Raw genomic sequence first — 17,226 nt, 5'->3', positions numbered from 1 at the left:
ATTTGTGCAAAAACCCAGTGAAAGCAGCTGAGGTTTCTATTCAGCCTTATGAGATTCTGGGGGTGGATGCGATCATTATGTTTTCTGATATTCTGGTGCCGCTTGAGCCAATGGGATCAGCTGTAAGTTTTGCAACAGGTTCTCCCAAATTTGCTGAGCCCATTAGAACTCCAGAGCAAGTTGAAGATTTGAGAGTACTTGATAAGGATGAGCTTGCCAAGACTTGTAGTTTTGTTTATGACACGATTACTGAAATTAAATCCAAGGTCAATGATGAGCTTCCTGTTTTAGGTTTTGCCGGCGCGCCATGGACACTCGCTAGTTATATGATTGAAGGTGGCGGTTCTAAGGATTTTGCACAGATCAAAGCCTTTAGTTACCAGCATCCTGAGGCAATGCATTCTTTGTTGCAAAAACTCTCAGATACTATTGCTGATTATTTGATTCTCAAACTTGATAGAGGAGTTGACGCCGTGCAGCTTTTTGATACTTGGGCAAGCGTGCTCACGCAAAGAGATTACCAAGAGTTTGCAATGCCTTATCAACAAAAAATCATTTCTAAAATACGTTCTGTTTACCCTGATGCCAGTATCACTCTCTATGTAAATGGAGTTGCCAATATTCTTGATTACATGGTGCAGACTGGTGCCAATTGTCTTAGCGTTGATTGGAGAGTCAACCTCGCTGAAGTCCGTAGTTTTGTTGATGGCAAAAATATCGCAATCCAAGGTAATTTAGATCCTTGTAAATTACTTGGAACTAAGCAATCAGTAATTGAAGAAACCAAGCGAATGCTAGAGCTTGCCGGTAGTGAACCAGGTTATATTGCCAACCTTGGACATGGTATTTTGCCAATGGTGCCAGTAGAGAATGCTAGGGCATTTATTGAGACAGTTCAAGGATTTTAGTGTGTTTCCTTGTTGATTTTTGACTTAAGTCAAAAAATACAGACTGGTAAGATAACGAATGTAATATAATTGATATCGATGAGGCTGGATGTCAATGAATTGAAAGAATTTGCTTTGGCGGGAGCCAAGCGGCGTGAGGTTGATTTAGATAGAATTACGGCAAGCTTGCAGTCCGAACGTAAAGATACAAAAAGAACGATTGATAAGTTTTTAGCTGAAAAATCACAACCTTATTTTGCAGTTGCTGAGCACTCAAGAAGAGTTGCCCGTTCTTTAGCTAGAAACGGAACTCAAGTTGCTTTGCAGGAATCTGCTATTTTTGGCGAGATGATTCCACTAACTCAAATTGCTCAAATTATTAAAAACTCCAAGGAAGAAAGTCCAGCTTTAAATTCAGCAATAAGCTATCTTGGTAACTTAGTTAAGACAGTTTCTACTCTTGCTCTAGATATTGTGAACGCTGATTTGATAAAGAATCAAGACAAGCCTGGAGAGAATTGCAATGCACTAGTCTCTCTAGAGGGAATAGCGTTCGGAGATGGATATGCTTTGCGGCTTAATACTATAATTCCACCAACTCATGGAATTGATATCTTCTTTGACACACCTGACGGGCGGCTTGGAATTATTAATTCTAACTCTGAGACTTGGCATGAGCAACCAGCAACAATTAAGCTTGACTTCGCAGAACAAGAGACAATTGACATAGATATTGATACTGCTCAGAATTGGGGAGACCCAGGAACTCAGGCAGTGTTTGGCTTAGCAGCACAATATGACGTATGTGTTCAACCAGAGCCAGAACCGAAATTTCAAAGGTTTGGTGTAGATTATGTCACCGATTACCCATTTGATTTGAGTCAATTTATACCCTCCAAGGAAGTGGGTTTTGATTCTAAGTTTTATCAATCTCTTTTAGAGTTAGAAAATTAATCATCTAGGCAAGCAATGCCAGGCAAAGTTTCACCTTCAAGAAACTTGAGACTAGCTCCGCTGCCAGTACTTAAATCAGTAAAGTGATGAGAAAAATCTGGCAGTTGCGTATCTAGGTGAATTGATTCAACAAGTTTTTAGGCTTACAGAAGATCTTGCTAATGATGGCTTGAACAAAAATGATGGGCAAGCCGGTCCTAATATTGAGGCTTTGATTTCAGAACAAGGTTTTGATTTGGGCAATAATATTAGTTTGCATTGCTCCAAGGAAGATACCGGGCTTGATCTTGTATTAAAGAATGGAGAAACTGAATTGCAGATTTTTCAAACTTTTTTGACTCATGCAGGAGATGGAGCGTATGTAATTGTCAAAGCGGATGAAGAAAACGATTTAAGTATTGAGTTTGCTGATATTAGTCAACGAGATGATGATAAAGTAGTAATTCCTATGAATTTAGGTGTTGATAATGAAGTAGATTTCAGCTATGAAACCGAAGTTGAAGCACTTGCTAACCAAGACTGAAGCTCTACCTAAGCCTGAGAGCCGCGATGGAAGAGATATTATCAATGAATTGGGTGCTAAAATCTATATATGCTCCAAAACAAAGCTAAACTCAAAGAGCTGATTGCAAAATACGGGCATGCAGTACCTAGATATACAAGCTATCCTACAGCGCCAGAGTGGAAGCATGATTTTGACCAGAAGCAATATGAGGCTGCGATGCTTAGATCCAACCAGCAAGGCAATGATTATTCCTTATATTTGCATATTCCTTTTTGCGAGTCTCAGTGTTATTACTGCGGTTGCAATGTAGTCATTAGCCCTGAGCATGGTATTGAAAAGCAATATATTGATCAAGTCAAACAAGAGCTTAATTACTACGCTGGTAAGATAGACCAGGGACGTAAGATTTTACAGATGGCTTGGGGTGGCGGCACTCCGACTTATTTGAGTCCAGATCAAATTGTTGATTTGGCTAATTTTATCAAAGAGAGATTTGGTTATTATTCAAGAACCTCACTGCGTGAGCTTGCAGATTCGGGTGTTGATTATAATGAACATGAGTACGCAATAGAAATTGATCCACGAGTAACAACGAGGGATCATCTTCAAGCACTATATCATTCTGGTTTTAATAGATTGAGTATGGGGATTCAGGATTTTAATCGTCAAACTCAAGAAGCTATTAACCGCTTGCAGAGTTTTGAGCAAGTGGCAGCACAGGTGGAAACCGCTCGTGAAATAGGTTTCGAGAGTATCAATTTTGATTTGATTTATGGTTTGCCGCACCAGACTGTAGAAACTTTTCAAGAGACGGTAATGATGGTCAAGCAAATCAATCCTGAACGCATTGCATTATTTAACTATGCGCATATACCAAGTATCTTCCCCTTCCAGAAAAAATATATTGATGAGTCGGTGATGCCGAATCAAGAAACCAAACTCGAAATCTTCATGAGTGCAGCAGAGGAGTTTTGTGATTTTGGTTATGACTTCATTGGTATCGATCATTTTGCTAAACCCAATGACGCATTGTCTTTGGCACAAAAATCAAAAAGCCTCTCACGTAATTTTCAGGGCTACACTACTCACGCTGGCTTGGATATGTACTCAGCTGGACTAAGTGCGATAAGTGATATTCAAGGTGCTTACAAACAAAACCCCAAGAAGCTAAAGGATTATTACCAGGATCATATACAAGCAGAAAAATTCTTGGTTAGTAATCAAGATGACAAAAACCGTAGAGAGATTATCAAAGAATTGATGGCAAACAATTTCGCACAGATTGATATTGCTCTTTATACTAAAGAGTTTGATCGCCTCAAGCCCTTTATTGATGATGCTTTATTATGCTGGAGCTATGCTGATTTAACTCAACCAAACCTCATTAATGTAGAAATCACAGAACTGGGGCGCTTTGTTAGTCGCAATATTGCAAGTTGTTTTGATAACTATATTCACAAGGCTGGCGCGCATAAAACCTTTTCTAAGTCGCTTTAAGGACACGCTGGGATAACAAAATTGGCAATCCCTCGATGCGTCTTACCTGAAATTGCCCTTGTAATTACGCTTCATTTAGAGCATAATTATATTTTAAAGCCTATTCAAGCTTCCAGATGCCAATCTTGCGTAACAGAGCAGGTGGAACTTTGGGGATAGGCTCTATGCCAAAGATATGGTTGATTTCGGACCCAGCACTAATTTCAATATTGGCATCAATAAGACTGGTGCCGATGCTGTTACGGTTAATAATTCAAATCAAGCTGTGCTGAGCCCTGGTCGTCAACTTTTTCAATTAAGTGCTCGACTACTTGCCCAAGAGCGCGGTGCTGGTTTAGTACAGCAGCAGCAAAACAATCAAATTGACCCAGCTTTGCTTGCAAGGATTTCACTAGAAGAAGAACTCAAAAAACGTGGCGGAGGTGGCGGTGGAATGCGTTCATTTAATCCAATGGTTTTTGTACCTTATAGTTTTAAGTTACTCGCTCAAGCAATTGAACAACTGAGAGCAGCTTTGATGCAAGCACTTAACCAAGGATTAGCTATGCCTGCGCCAATTCAGAATGCTTTACAATCGGTTCAGTCAATCATTGGCAAAGTGTTTAACAATCCATTTGTAGCTAATATCACAACCGCAATTAATCAAAGCTTTGCTCAGATTGCTAATGCATTGCGTGATCCACTAGCAACGGCAAACAAGCTTGCAAGCAATGTCATGCAGTTTGCCACTGCAATTGCCAGTGCTGTTGCTTCTGGTCTCAAGAAAGTATTTGGCAGCAAAGAAGACGACAAGCTAGATCCCGATAATGCCCACTTCAAAGAGGATGAAGGTTTCCTCAAACGGGTTTGGGGAATGTTTGCCGATGTTGCAAACGACGCTAATCAATCTAATGCAAGAAACATTAAGTCACATATTGATAATTTAGCTAACCAAGTTACTCGATGGATGAATAAATCACTTGATTTTACTAAGCGTTGGTTTTAGTTGTTATTGCTTTACTATGGACGTAATAGACTTACTGCAAAAGTCGGAATTATCCTTAAAGCAAACGCAACATTTGTTGCGTGCTACCTTTTTTAAAGCGACATCACTAGCAAAACTTTGTTTTGCAGGATGTCTAATGATGTTTTCAAATGTCCAGATGTTGTTGATGCTTTTCTGGAGCTAGTATGGTTGATCCCACATCAACTCGTTTGATGCTGGCACCAAGTGCAATAAATTTCTCTTCTAGGTTTTCATAACCTCTATCAAGATGTTGCAAACCTCTAACTTCACTTTTACCTTCTGCGGCAAGTGCAGCTACTACAAGTGCAGCGGTGCTTCTAAGATCCTTGCCTTCAACAGCAGTTGAAACTAGTTTGCTGCAACCTTTGACGACAGCAACTTTGCCATTGATTTCAATTTTCCCGCCCATGCGTTTGAGTTCTTCAAAATGTTGATAACGAGAGTCATAAATATTTTCAACTACAACACTAGTGCCTTCACTAACAGCAAGTAGAGTTGAAAAAATAGGTTGAATATCAGTTGAAAAACCTGGATACCAAACTGTAGTAATGTCAGTTGCCAATGGTCTCTCTGTTTTGAGTTCAACACTAATGTCAACTAATTCTCTACCATCAATAAAAGTATTGGTGTTGTGAATCTTAATACTCGCTCCAACATCTTCGAGCTTACTTAAGAGTGATTGAATATCTTCTTCAATTACAGATTTTGCTTTGATCTTACCCTTTGTCATGACTCCAGCTATTAGGTAAGTAGCAGCTTCAATTCTGTCTGGGATAGTATGGTGCTCAAAGCCAATCAGTGACTCAGGTTTAACTCCTTGGATGTGAATATTGCTGGTGCCAGCTCCTGTTATATTGCAGCCCATTTTATTTAGAAAATTGGCAAGATCAATAATTTCTGGATCTTGTGCGGCATTCTCGATGATAGTCTCACCTTCTGCCATTGTTGCAGCAATCATGATGTTTTCAGTAGCACCATTACTTGGAATATCAAAATAGATCTTAGTTCCTATTAAACGCTTCGCTTTGGCAACAACATGTCCTTGCTCTTCTGTTATTTCACAACCAAGTGCTTTAAGTCCTTTAAGGTGCAGGTCAACTTTGCGAGCACCAATATTGCATCCACCAGGTAGCGCAATTCTTGCTTCTTTGAAACGTCCAACCAATGCTCCAAGACAAACAAAACTTGCTCTTAATTTACTAGCCAACCTCAGTGGTACATAGCTACTTGATAAGTCTTCAGAGTTGATAGTGATACTGTTACCTTCCAGGTCAGCCTCGCCGCCAAGTAGTTTGATGATCTCAGCCATATGTTCAATATCAGAAAGATGTGGCACATTATTGATCTTGATAGTACCTTTGGTCAAGAGCAAAGCTGCTGCAATTTGTTTAAGAGCGGAGTTCTTCGCTCCAGAAATGGTGACCTCTCCATTAAGGGCTTTTCCACCCTCAATTACTAAATGTTTTGAATCTAAATCTATCATTTATTTGACCTTTTGTATAAGTGGACGTAAATAATTAGACGCCGACCTAGTACCATTGTTCCATATAATCGGCTTTTCGGCTAGTGTTTAAGATATTAATTTATTATGAATAGGCGAATGAAATTAATGCGTATTTATTAAAGATCTGTTGAAACTGCAAAGTCTCAACCCTTATCTGGACCATGCTTCGAGTAATCTGTCAGAATCTTTCTTTATGGAGCCGACGAGAAAAACTTCGTTTTCAGCGTGTCACTAAATCATTGTCATATAAAGGAAAACGCTTGGTTAGGGCAGTTACGGCTGATTGGCAATAAGCAGCAGTTTCACTGTCTATAGTATTGGAGTTCTCTGACATAGATTTGAGGATCTTGCTGATAACCAGTGCAATTTCAGAACTTGCAGCTTCATCAAAGCCTCTAGTGGTAATCGCCGGTGTGCCGACTCTTATGCCACTTGTTACAAAAGGGCTTTCTGGGTCATTTGGCACACCGTTTTTATTCACTGTGATTTTGTGCTCATCAAGTAGGTTTCCTGCATCTTTGCCGGTGATTTTTAGCTTGCGCAAATCCAAAAGTAATAAGTGATTGTCGCTACCACCAGAAACTAGGTCTATGCCATTCTCAAGAAATGTTTTTTCCATAGCCTTGGTGTTTGCGATTACTTGTTTTTGATAGGCAGTAAAACTCGGATCAAGAGCTTCTTTGAAACTCACGGCCTTGGCTGCAATTACATGCATCAAAGGACCACCTTGCGAGCCAGGGAAAATGGCAGAGTTGATTTTTTTAGTTAGTCCTTCATCGTTCCATAGAATGATGCCACCTCTTGGACCTCTAAGAGTTTTGTGAGTGGTGCTGGTAATGATGTCAGCGTAGGGAACTGGACTTGGGTGAACACCTGCCGCTACCAAGCCAGCAATGTGAGCCATGTCCACCATTAGTTTTGCTTCGCAAGCGTCAGCAATTGCTCTAAAGCGCGGGAAGTTGATTTCACGCGGGTAAGCAGAAGCGCCTGCAATAATTAGTTTGGGTTTTTCTGCGATTGCTTGTTTTTCAAGCGCGTCATAATCAATGAAACCATTGGCATCTACACCATAACTTATCGCTTCAAACCACTTACCCGAAATATTAACTGGTGAGCCATGAGTAAGATGACCACCTTCTTTCAGGCTCATTCCCAGGAACTTGTCGCCAGGGTTGAGTAAAGCAATAAATGCTGCTGTATTAGCGTTGGCTCCTGAATGCGGTTGGACATTAGCGAACTTGGCGCCGAATAATTCTTTGAGTCTTTCAATTGCAATAGTTTCTACTTCATCATGAAACTCACAACCACTATAATATCTTTTGTTTGGATAACCCTCTGCGTACTTGTTGGTCATGCATGAACCGGTTGCCTCCATGACGGCTTTACTAGTAAAGTTTTCACTTGCTATTAACTCAATATTGCCGTTTTGACGGCTTAATTCTTTGTTGATCAGGATATCAATTTCTGAGTCAATTTGGCTTAAAGATTGGTTTAATGAGTTTGTCATAATGGCAAATATTGTAGCATTGTTGAGCTCAAACCATGTCTTAATAGCTCTCTTGCTTGCGACTCCACCATTTAGCTTAGTTAGTATAAGCTCCATAGAGCCAATAATCTACATATGGCACATGCGAATATATTTAAAAGAATTAGTAGTAACGATAGAAAGGATACAACTATGAATAACAAAGCCCTCGAAACAATCAAGCTTGTTGGACAACAAGTAATTGAAATTAGTAAGGCTGTAGATCTAAAAGATCAGACCATTGACATACTTAAATCAGAGATTAGTTCTCTTAAGAAAAAGAACGCCGAGATGGAAGGAAATCTCAAGCTTTTGATTATTAACCAAAAAGATTTGACTAAACAATTACGCATGCTCAAAGCTTCTGTTACGGGACAAGAATTAACTCGTTCTACAGAAACTATGCAGGAAGATTTTTCAGAGAGAGTGATTTCTAATTATCAACCACAACAAATAATTGGACATTCTGCAAAACAGAGTCAAGAAACTTCTCCAAGACCGCAAGCAATACCAAAAATTAAACCAGTATCTAGCCACCAGGCTGAACCAAGCTTCTCTCATGATAAGGAAATGGATGAAGCCTACTTAACTATTAGTACTGCAATCAATCATGCTCGAGCTAAGCTTGGACTTGATCCTCATGAAGATTTATTAGGGACGATTAAAGAGCAAAATAGAAATCATAATGAGCCTTTTGTTCGCGAGACTCCGGCTCAGAAGACTGCCAAGGATTTTGTGTTTGGGCGCTTGCCACGAATGCTCGATTTGGACTAGAAAATATCTTCTTCAGATTCCCCATCACTAGCAGGACTAAATGCATCAAGCTGCTGTTCAATTTGGCTTTGTCTAAATTGTTGCGGGTCTAAATTCTGGCTGCCATCGGGATCATTAATACCATTAACCTGATTAATTGCATATTGTAAATCCACCATCTCTTGTTCATGTGCAGCTTCAAGTGCTGATTGTCTTTGAGTTCTTAATTGCATTTGCTGCGCCTCGTAGTTTGCTCTTTGCTCATCTTCTTGTTTTTTTTGTTTACGGCTTTGCTTTAATTTGATTGGCTCTGGGATAATAGCAATAGGCGCTTCTCGATAGTAGAGTTTGTTGTCAATTCTGATTCGTTTACTTCTTGGTCCATTGTTGCCAGGCATATCAAGATCAAGGAAATGAGCAATTTCTCTGTCACGTTCTCCTATCGCTTCACTTTGTTTGAAGTGAAAAATTTTGTTGATTACATGCTTATTTTCTGAGATCCTATCGTAAGCAAGTGAGGGATTATAACTGATCGACATCTCTTCTAAACGTTTATTGATGATAGATTCGGTTTTGTACGGCTTTGCTCTATAAGTCTTGCCTTTGTCGCCTTCTCTAAGCCAAGTAATTGTTTCAATTGGGTTCTCTGAAGCTTCATCATATAAAGTCGTAATAGTGAGGCTCTCCTGATCCCTTGGAATATGAATCGCTAACCTAAGCTCGAGAATTTGGCTCAAAACTGAATCTCCGCCGTTACTGCCTTTGAATTTGCCATTAATTAAAATCTCTTCATTAATTAAGACTTTAATTGCTGCTGCTTGGTCTTTTGTCTTTTTGTTCCAGAAAAATGCTTGGGCACAGTTCGGGTATAAAAATAGGCTTATTAAAACTAGCGTCAGAAATAGACATCCTGCAAAACGAAGTTTTGCTAGTGATGACGACAAAAAAAAGGTCGGAGCGGTGCGAGGCACTAGTTCCGTTAGTGAGGACGAATGGGACTTTTGCAGTAAGTCTAATTTGCGCATAAACGAATATTAACATTTGCCCAGAAGATTTGCTCTTTGTGCCTAAAATTTAATCAAGCTAAGCCAAAAGTACTAAAGTATTTGTCCATTTTGACCGATCTATCTAGATAGTCAGATGGAGGACACAGGCTTTGCTCTTGAAATTAAATAAATCATTTTGGATATTGATTTTAACTTTGTTTATTGTGGGCCCGGTTGCTGCAAAATACAAAGGTCGCTTTGATATTTTACCTGCCACTGAATCAGGTGTAGAGAGCGCTTATACAAAAATACTTGATAGGAAAACTAATCGTGTGCGCTTTGCTAAAGATAGGATTTTGGTCAAGTTTAAAGATGGCTCAACGATAGAAGCTAGAAAAGCATACATGCTCAAAAATAAAATGGAACCTGTTGCAAAACTGGGTAAAAATGTTTATTCATGTAAATTAATTGATGGGATCAAAGATAGCAATACTCTTAGTCTTTTAACTCACCACAAAGGATTGCCTTTGCCGGATCGAGACTTGCCTGGGGATTTAGTAGAAGACTTTGATTTGGATGAATATAAAGCAATGAATTTAAATGCAATTAGTGCAGAAAAAAGGGTAAGAAGAAAGAAACAAATTAAACGAACACAAAGAACGAAACGAACAAAAACAAACTTGATTGCCAAACAATGGCATATTAAAAACGATGGTATTAATGGGCTTAAGAAAGGTGCAGATGTTGGAGCCGAGGATGCTTGGGTAGATTCAAAAGGTTTTGGAATTAAAGTAGCAGTCATTGATACAGGCTTTGATACTGATCATCCCGATATTGATTTTATAGAAGGTTACGATGTTGTAGATCATGATTCAAGAGCGAAAGCTCCCTCCTTATCTAATGAAAATCATGGTACTGCCGTTGCTGGCGTAATTGCCGCTAAGGATGATGATATTGGTGTGGTAGGAGTTGCCCCAAGTGTTCAGATCGTACCAATAAGGCTTATTCCTGATGATGGCTATGTCGCTGTCTCTGATATCATCATGGCTCATCGAAAAGCAATGGAACTTGATGTTGATATCATCAATAACAGTTGGACTAGTTATGATCCAAGCTTGCCTAAAGGGCAACAGCTTGAACTCTCGGATATTGAAGTCGAGCTTTATAGAGAGCTTTACGAAGAAGCAAACGAAGGTAAAGGGATTCTTGTGATCTTTGCTTCTGGGAATAGTGGTAGTTCGGATTTTCGCAACTCGCCAGAGGCGCGAAGTCCTTACACGCTAGCAGTAGGAGCGACTGATAGTTCTGATAAGCGCTCTAGTTTTAGTACTTATGGTTCAGAGCTTGATTTAGTTGCACCTGGCGGTGGAACAAATGAAGGGATTTATACAACCGATAGAGTTGATGTTCTACTACGAAATGGTGATATAAAAAAACGTGTGGTACTGGGTTATGCCAAAGGCAATACCAATAGTGATTTCAAAGGTACTAGTGCTGCAGCTCCTGTTGTTGCTGGCGCTGCGGCTTTAGTTTGGGCGGTTAATCCAGAGTTGACTGCCGCTGAGGTTAGGCAGATTTTGGTAAGGACAGCTCAAAGACTTCCTGATTATGAATTTGTTTATGGTAAAAATGCGGAGCTTGGTTATGGACGTGTTGATACTAGAGCAGCAGTGAGTCTTGCTAAGCAGTATTAAAGACACGCTGAAAAATGAAGTTTTCTAGTCGGGTCCATGAAAACAGGTTCTGTCCGTGCAGTGCACGTGACAGAACCTGTTTGAGACTGTGCATGTTCAGTGCAATACTTGCTAATAGCGACTGCGATATCGATAAGGTCTATAACGGTATCTGCTAGATGGTCTGCCAAGCAGGGCTGCAGCACCAATCGCCCCAACTAGTCCTAGTCCTAGGGCAGCAGCTCCTGCTTTAGACTGAGTACTGGTTGGTGCATGTTTTGTATAGTCAAAGTTGAATTCGATTTCGATTTCTTCTTGATTGGAATCATAGAATTGACTAAAATCGGGTTTCTCGAATGGTGAAGAGAGTTCTACTGCTCTAATTGCAATCCTGTCGGCTTCTTCGTTGTCTGTATTTTGTTTGAGTTTAAGGTTTTGGACGTTGCCATTTTTATCAATTATAAATTTGGCGATTGCCGAATAACTATTAGCTTCAGTGATTGGATGCCAGTTCTTTTTGACTTTTTTTTGTATGTTAGTTATATATTCTTTTGTATATTTTTGCGATGCTTTAATTTGTTTTTTGCTATAGATTACCTTGGGTTTGCATTCATAACCATATGATTTACCATAGTATTGAGTATCAAAAGGCTCAGCCCTGAAAATCGCTGCGATACATTCATCGACATTGCTAGTTTTGGTGTCTAGTACAGCTTCGATATTTCTTGCTTTACCGTCAGTGCCTACTGTGAAATGAATATAGGGAGTTTTTTTGTAATTCCATGAAGAAGGATTGGGATTGAGTTTGTTTAAGATCTTGGCTGTCAATTGTGGATCAGGGTTCAACAGAGCAGGCTTTTTAGCATTTACTATTGTGCTTTGAGAGGCTAATAATAAGACAAGTGCAATTGCCATGAATTTGCTGATCATGAACTTATTATAGCCTAAAGATACTTGAATTCGATTTCTTTTTCAATATCTGGATGCAAGCTGTGGTGCACTGGGCAAGTCATTGCAGCGTTTTCTAGTTTGGTTCTTTGCTTTTGCTCTAGTGTCGCTGGCAGATGAAACTCTACCGAGATTTTACTTACACGTCGGGGACTGTCAGTTGTCATATCTTTTCTGACATTAAAGGTTACTTCACTAAGATCTATCTCATTGCGTTGAGCAACTATGCCCATGATAGTAAGCATGCAAGCAGCCAATGAGGAAGCTAGCATGTCTGTCGGTGAGAATTTCTCGCCCTTGCCATTATTGTCGATTGGGGCATCTGTTTCTATAATGCTTTTGGATGGACCATGCTCTAACTGCACTCTGAGATTGCCTAGATACTTACCTGTGAAATGAACTGTCATTAGAGTTATTATATCTTGTATTCGTGATTGGAATGAAAAAGCAAGCCTGCTATGTGGCGGGCTTGCTTTTAAGGGTCTTGTTATAGAGATTTGCTTTTAGTTCTTTGCAGTAGCAGTCGGTCTGTTTGCAGTAGAACTTTCTTTAAGAATGTCTCTAATTTCACTAAGTAACTTCTCTTCTGTAGATGCCTCTGGTTCAGAGGTAATTTCTTCAACGATTGCTTCTTTTTTGGCAGTTGCTTCTTGCAGTTTGTTATAAGCCTGAACGACTAAGAAAACACAAAAACCAATGATTACAAAATCAATTACGCTTTGTACAAATACACCATAGCCAATTGCAACTTCAGCAGTTCCGCTTAGAGTTGCTTGTTGGATTACAAATTTCAAGTCAGAAAAATCTACACCGCCCAATGCTAATCCGATTGGAGGCATGATGATATTATCAACTAATGCGCTGATTACTGGTTTGAATGCAGCACCAATTACTACAGCTACAGCTAGATCTATCACATTACCTTTTGATATAAATGACTTGAAGTCACCAAAAAATTTGTTCATCTTTAAGCTCCTTTTGCTTTTGATCATTTAGTATAGCGCATTTGTCTGGTAAATTGCCTTTTTGTATTATGACCAAATCAATTGATTTTGCTAGACTTTTTATGTGCTCTTTGCTTCCAAAAGCTTCATAATCTTCTTTCCAATAGTTGTTCTACTCTATTTCTTATTGCCATTTAAATATAGATGGATTTTATTACTTACAGCAAGCTACTACTTTTATATGTCATGGAAACTAGAGTATGTTTTCCTGATTGCTGCTTCAACATTGCTAGATTATTTATGTGCTTTGCAAATGGCAAAAAAACAAACGAAGCCGGAGAGAAAGCCTTATTTGATTGCCAGTGTGATTGGTAATCTCGGTATGCTTTTTGCTTTTAAGTATTTTAATTTTTTTAGTTCTTGTTTTAGTGGACCTGTATTGAATGTCATTTTGCCAGTTGGAATTTCGTTTTATACTTTTCAGACCCTTAGTTATTCCATTGATATTTATAGAGGCAAGATGAAACCCGAAACTCATTTGGGTCGTTTCGCTCTCTATGTCAGCTTCTTTCCGCAATTGGTAGCTGGCCCAATTGAACGAGCTTCTAGGCTTTTGCCGCAATTTAAGCTAGAACATGACTGGAATGCTGTAAGAGCTCGTGATGGTTTGGTTTTGATGCTTTGGGGCTTTTTTCGCAAAATCGTGGTTGCAGACAATATTGCGCTTTTTGTCAATTCTGTTTTTGAGAATGATCAAAACTTTGGTGGTCTTAGTGTACTACTAGCTGCTTATATATTTACTTTCCAGGTCTATTTGGATTTTGCTGCTTATTCTGAAATTGCCAGAGGAGCTGCTAAAGTAATGGGCTACGACTTAATGATCAACTTCAAAAGACCCTATCATGCGACCTCACTTACCGACTTGTGGCAACGCTGGCATATCTCACTTATGACTTGGCTTCGAGATTATATTTATGTGCCGATAACTTCTTCCAAAGATCCGATGTGGAAAAAATCAAGGAATTTGATTCTGGTATTTTTATTGAGTGGTTTATGGCATGGTGCAAGCTGGACTTTTGTTGTATGGGGTTTATTACATGGTATTTTTCTGGTGATTGAAAATCTGACTAAAGTAATTCGTCAGAGGATTTATGATTGCTTTTTCACTCAATCATCAAGAATTAAATTCTTTATCAAAAATACGATCACTATTACCATATTGAGTGTAATAGGTCTTTTCTTTAGAGCATCCAATATTGAACAAGGTATAAGTATGATAGCCAAAGTTTTTGATTTGACTAGTTATCGTCTTGATTTTGGTTTGCAAAATTATAAGCTCTTGATCTTTTGTATGTTTGTGATGGCTTTGATTTTAATTACTGAAGCTGTTGAAGAGAGATTGTCATGGGAAGTGATGTTCTTGCAAAGCTCGCTGGTCTTTCGTTGGACTATTTATTCTTTGATGATTATGGCTTGTTTTGCATTCGTTGCAATTAAATCACAGCCATTTGTTTATTTCCAATTTTGACAATGAAAAATACTATAACTAAATTTCTATATTTTCTACTTTTCTTTTTGTTGCTGAGCTTTATTGTCTCAACCTTTTATAACAATTATCAAAAAAATCAAGATCAGAGTATTGCTGATGTCAAAAAGATACCTGAGTTGAAGACGCTGATTATGGGCGATTCTCAATGTCTGAGAGGGATTGATCCAAGGGTCTTTGATTCGGCGTTTAATTATGCTTCTGCAGGTGAAAGTATCATCGTTTCTTACTATAAATTAAAAGACTTATTAGAAACAAGGAAGGATATAAAAAAAATAATTTTGACATCGACTCTTGGATATTTTGGTGAAAGCAAGTCGAATTATTTTCCAAGGCTTTATCTATGGAAAGAGATGATTGATTTTAAAGAGATTGCACAGATCAAGCACGAATCTTTTGCGTCTTTTTGTAGAGTTCTCAAATATTATTTCTTTGCATATAAAGGTATTAGAGAAGAGTACTTTGATAAGCGCTTCGCTGATATTCCAGAGGAGATACCTTACTACAATGGCTTTAGACCTAAGCCGACAGGTTACTATTTTGATGTCACGCAGATAGCGGATAAACAATTTAAAGACAAGAAACTATTTGATGAATCCTTGTGGATTTATTTAAATATGTTTTTGGAGCTTGCTCAAAAGCATGGAATTCAAGTGACGATGGTAAGGATGCCGGTTTCGCAGAGATATCACGATAAAGTAATGTCTTATATCACGCAGGATAAATTAGCAGAGCGTTGTCTTGAATTAAAAAAGAAATTTTCAGATTTTGAGTTCTTGGATTATTTCAATATATATTGGGGACAAGAAGAGCAGTTAATGTTTGATGACACTCATTTAAATGAGGCGGGTGCTTTGGAGTTTTCTAGGCTTGTGGTTGATTCATGCTCAAATAAACACTAATTAATTGATATTACAATGTTGGATTGACGGTGCTGCTTTTATTAGTTTGCTACAATTATCACAATGCCAAAATTGACTTCAGCTGAAATCCTCGAACAGACAAAACAATTACCTGGAATCTCTGTTGCGGCAGTGCAGCTTGTTTCTTTGATCGATACCCTCGAACCACAAGGGAGAGAATAGCGAAGCTTGTTACTCAAGATGAAGTTATATTTGCTCAGTGCTTTAAGCATGCAAATTCAGCTGCCTCTGGTTCGATGCGAGAGTTGAAAACTATTAAAGAGATTGTAGATTTACTTGGTTTTGGATATATAAAAAAAGCAGCACTCTTTGTCGCTGCCAAAAGTATTATTGATGATCCTAATATTTGGTTTGAAAGTGTTTTTGTGGCAATAGCAGCTGAGTTTTTAGCAAGAAAATCTGGAATGGACAAAATTGAAAGTGATCAAGTTTATATGGCTGGTTTATTTCAAAACTATGGTGCTTTTTTGCTCAAGACTGCCTACCCTAATATTTATGCACGTGTGACTGCTGTTGATGATTTCAAATTGCGTATGGAAAGAGAGAGAGAGGAGTTTGGATATACTTACCCTCTTGTTTCTGCATTGGTTTTAACCAATTATGGTTTACCTGATAAGGTCATTGGGATAATCAAAAAACAAGAGCTTGTTTATACCAAGGGTTACCAGAAAGAAAATATTTATATTGAAATTGCACGGATTTTGTCTAAGATTCAAGCTCAAAAAATTGATATTGGACTTATTAGAGAGCATTTGGGGGTGGAAGGTATTGAAGCTATGGTTATGAATTCGGGATTGAACTTAGTTGACATCAACGAAAAGTCCTTGGAAGACATTAAAGTTATTGTTAGTGAGTTTGTATAATAGCCGCCCTTGAATAAACAATTCTTTAATTACAGTTGTATTCAGAGTAAAAGAGTCTAGAGTTTGTTTAATTTAGCTTGCCTAAACAAATTTGTATAATCAGTGTATTGAGATCTAGCTTCTATCAAGTCTTGTTCGTTAGTTATTTTCCAAGACCTCCATATCGTTATCAAACCAATTTTGTCACCTGCCAGTATATATTTGTAAAGCATTGCTTCCCCAAATCCCGGAGTAGAATTAAGAGAAGGGCATTCCATGTAAAGCTCTACTGTTTTAAGACCGTGCTGCCCGTGATTGGTGAAATCTGATCGTCTGAAATCTTTACAGGTCTTTTCATTAAGTGGACCTTTATGGTCCATCAGGTTATGAAAGGCTTGGTAATCAGTTGCTACTGCTATACCGTCGAATCGAAGTGTAATCATATCTTTCCAGGAAGCTAGGCTCTGACCATTGGGTGTGAATTCACCGATAAAGCCATTCGGCACCGGACTACTATAAACACTTTGCCATTCTTTTGGTATGTTCAGGCTGAATCTGTAATTCCCAGTAGGACCTTTCATATCAAGTGTTTGAGCTTCGACTTTACTAAGGTCTAGTTTTTTATTTGCTTGAGCTGAGCAAGACAAAAGTGATAAAAGAGCAAGTGAAAATATCAAAGGACTTAGTTTCATCAGTTTAGTATATCAAGTTGAGTCACTGATGGGTTTAACAG

17 protein-coding genes are annotated in these 17,226 nt (G+C 38.6%); 10 read left to right on the top strand and 7 right to left on the bottom strand.

Features of this window, described 5'->3' with window-relative positions; genetic code table 11:
* The 5 genes from hemE to O3C63_04220 form a co-directional block, all read left to right on the top strand.
* A partial coding sequence (gene hemE, locus O3C63_04240; protein MDA0772133.1) for a uroporphyrinogen decarboxylase occupies window positions 1–908 on the top strand: 908 nt, incomplete at its 5' end.
* A gap of 78 nt (window positions 909–986) precedes the next feature.
* Window positions 987–1,841 (top strand): hypothetical protein, encoded by an 855-nt coding sequence (locus O3C63_04235; protein ID MDA0772132.1) that lies wholly within the window; start codon window positions 987–989, stop codon window positions 1,839–1,841.
* A gap of 121 nt (window positions 1,842–1,962) precedes the next feature.
* Complete coding sequence (locus tag O3C63_04230; protein MDA0772131.1) at window positions 1,963–2,364, top strand: hypothetical protein; 402 nt, start codon at window positions 1,963–1,965, stop codon at window positions 2,362–2,364.
* A gap of 69 nt (window positions 2,365–2,433) precedes the next feature.
* Window positions 2,434–3,843: an oxygen-independent coproporphyrinogen III oxidase gene (gene hemN, locus O3C63_04225; protein ID MDA0772130.1), complete on the top strand. Its 1,410-nt coding sequence runs from the start codon at window positions 2,434–2,436 to the stop codon at window positions 3,841–3,843.
* A 175-nt stretch (window positions 3,844–4,018) separates the two neighbouring features.
* Window positions 4,019–4,828, top strand: coding sequence for a hypothetical protein (locus tag O3C63_04220; GenBank protein ID MDA0772129.1), 810 nt, complete (start codon window positions 4,019–4,021; stop codon window positions 4,826–4,828).
* 145 nt (window positions 4,829–4,973) lie between these two features.
* On the opposite strand, the gene murA is transcribed toward O3C63_04220, so the two are convergent.
* The gene (murA, locus tag O3C63_04215) at window positions 4,974–6,332 is read right to left on the bottom strand and encodes a UDP-N-acetylglucosamine 1-carboxyvinyltransferase (protein ID MDA0772128.1); all 1,359 of its coding nucleotides are present in this window, start codon (window positions 6,330–6,332) and stop codon (window positions 4,974–4,976) included.
* A gap of 241 nt (window positions 6,333–6,573) precedes the next feature.
* Entirely contained in the window at window positions 6,574–7,860 is a 1,287-nt protein-coding gene (locus O3C63_04210; protein MDA0772127.1) for a serine hydroxymethyltransferase, read from the bottom strand.
* Between the two features lie 171 nt (window positions 7,861–8,031).
* On the opposite strand from O3C63_04210, the gene O3C63_04205 reads away from it, so the two are divergent.
* The gene (locus O3C63_04205) at window positions 8,032–8,652 is read left to right on the top strand and encodes a hypothetical protein (protein MDA0772126.1); all 621 of its coding nucleotides are present in this window, start codon (window positions 8,032–8,034) and stop codon (window positions 8,650–8,652) included.
* On the opposite strand, the gene O3C63_04200 is transcribed toward O3C63_04205, so the two are convergent.
* The gene (locus tag O3C63_04200) at window positions 8,649–9,575 is read right to left on the bottom strand and encodes a hypothetical protein (protein ID MDA0772125.1); all 927 of its coding nucleotides are present in this window, start codon (window positions 9,573–9,575) and stop codon (window positions 8,649–8,651) included. The two genes, O3C63_04205 and O3C63_04200, sit on opposite strands and share 4 nt — an antisense overlap.
* Before the next feature lie 218 nt (window positions 9,576–9,793).
* Between O3C63_04200 and O3C63_04195 the strand changes: the two genes are divergently transcribed.
* Window positions 9,794–11,311: a S8 family serine peptidase gene (locus O3C63_04195; GenBank protein ID MDA0772124.1), complete on the top strand. Its 1,518-nt coding sequence runs from the start codon at window positions 9,794–9,796 to the stop codon at window positions 11,309–11,311.
* 111 nt (window positions 11,312–11,422) lie between these two features.
* On the opposite strand, the gene O3C63_04190 is transcribed toward O3C63_04195, so the two are convergent.
* From O3C63_04190 to mscL, 3 genes are all read right to left on the bottom strand, one after another.
* Complete coding sequence (locus O3C63_04190; protein ID MDA0772123.1) at window positions 11,423–12,220, bottom strand: TonB C-terminal domain-containing protein; 798 nt, start codon at window positions 12,218–12,220, stop codon at window positions 11,423–11,425.
* A gap of 14 nt (window positions 12,221–12,234) precedes the next feature.
* The gene (locus tag O3C63_04185; protein ID MDA0772122.1) at window positions 12,235–12,645 is read right to left on the bottom strand and encodes an OsmC family protein; all 411 of its coding nucleotides are present in this window, start codon (window positions 12,643–12,645) and stop codon (window positions 12,235–12,237) included.
* A 96-nt stretch (window positions 12,646–12,741) separates the two neighbouring features.
* Window positions 12,742–13,203 carry a large-conductance mechanosensitive channel protein MscL gene (gene mscL, locus O3C63_04180; GenBank protein ID MDA0772121.1) on the bottom strand — a complete coding sequence of 154 codons (462 nt, stop codon included), beginning with the start codon at window positions 13,201–13,203 and terminating at the stop codon, window positions 12,742–12,744.
* 220 nt (window positions 13,204–13,423) lie between these two features.
* Here mscL and O3C63_04175 point away from each other — a divergent pair, with 220 nt between their 5' ends.
* From O3C63_04175 to O3C63_04165, 3 genes are all read left to right on the top strand, one after another.
* Window positions 13,424–14,710: an MBOAT family protein gene (locus O3C63_04175; GenBank protein MDA0772120.1), complete on the top strand. Its 1,287-nt coding sequence runs from the start codon at window positions 13,424–13,426 to the stop codon at window positions 14,708–14,710.
* Between the two features lie 152 nt (window positions 14,711–14,862).
* Window positions 14,863–15,630 (top strand): hypothetical protein, encoded by a 768-nt coding sequence (locus O3C63_04170; GenBank protein MDA0772119.1) that lies wholly within the window; start codon window positions 14,863–14,865, stop codon window positions 15,628–15,630.
* A gap of 209 nt (window positions 15,631–15,839) precedes the next feature.
* Complete coding sequence (locus O3C63_04165) at window positions 15,840–16,514, top strand: HDOD domain-containing protein (protein MDA0772118.1); 675 nt, start codon at window positions 15,840–15,842, stop codon at window positions 16,512–16,514.
* A gap of 56 nt (window positions 16,515–16,570) precedes the next feature.
* Here the strand turns inward: O3C63_04165 and O3C63_04160 are convergent, their stop codons facing one another.
* On the bottom strand, window positions 16,571–17,185 hold the full coding sequence (locus tag O3C63_04160; protein MDA0772117.1) for a hypothetical protein: 615 nt from the start codon (window positions 17,183–17,185) through the stop codon (window positions 16,571–16,573).
* Window positions 17,186–17,226 lie beyond the last annotated feature (41 nt).

It is taken from the genome of Cyanobacteriota bacterium, assembly GCA_027618255.1.
GTDB lineage: Bacteria > Cyanobacteriota > Vampirovibrionia > LMEP-6097 > LMEP-6097 > JABHOV01.
Note: the sequence above shows the minus strand (reverse complement) of the source record. Positions and strands in the feature narration are given on the sequence as shown.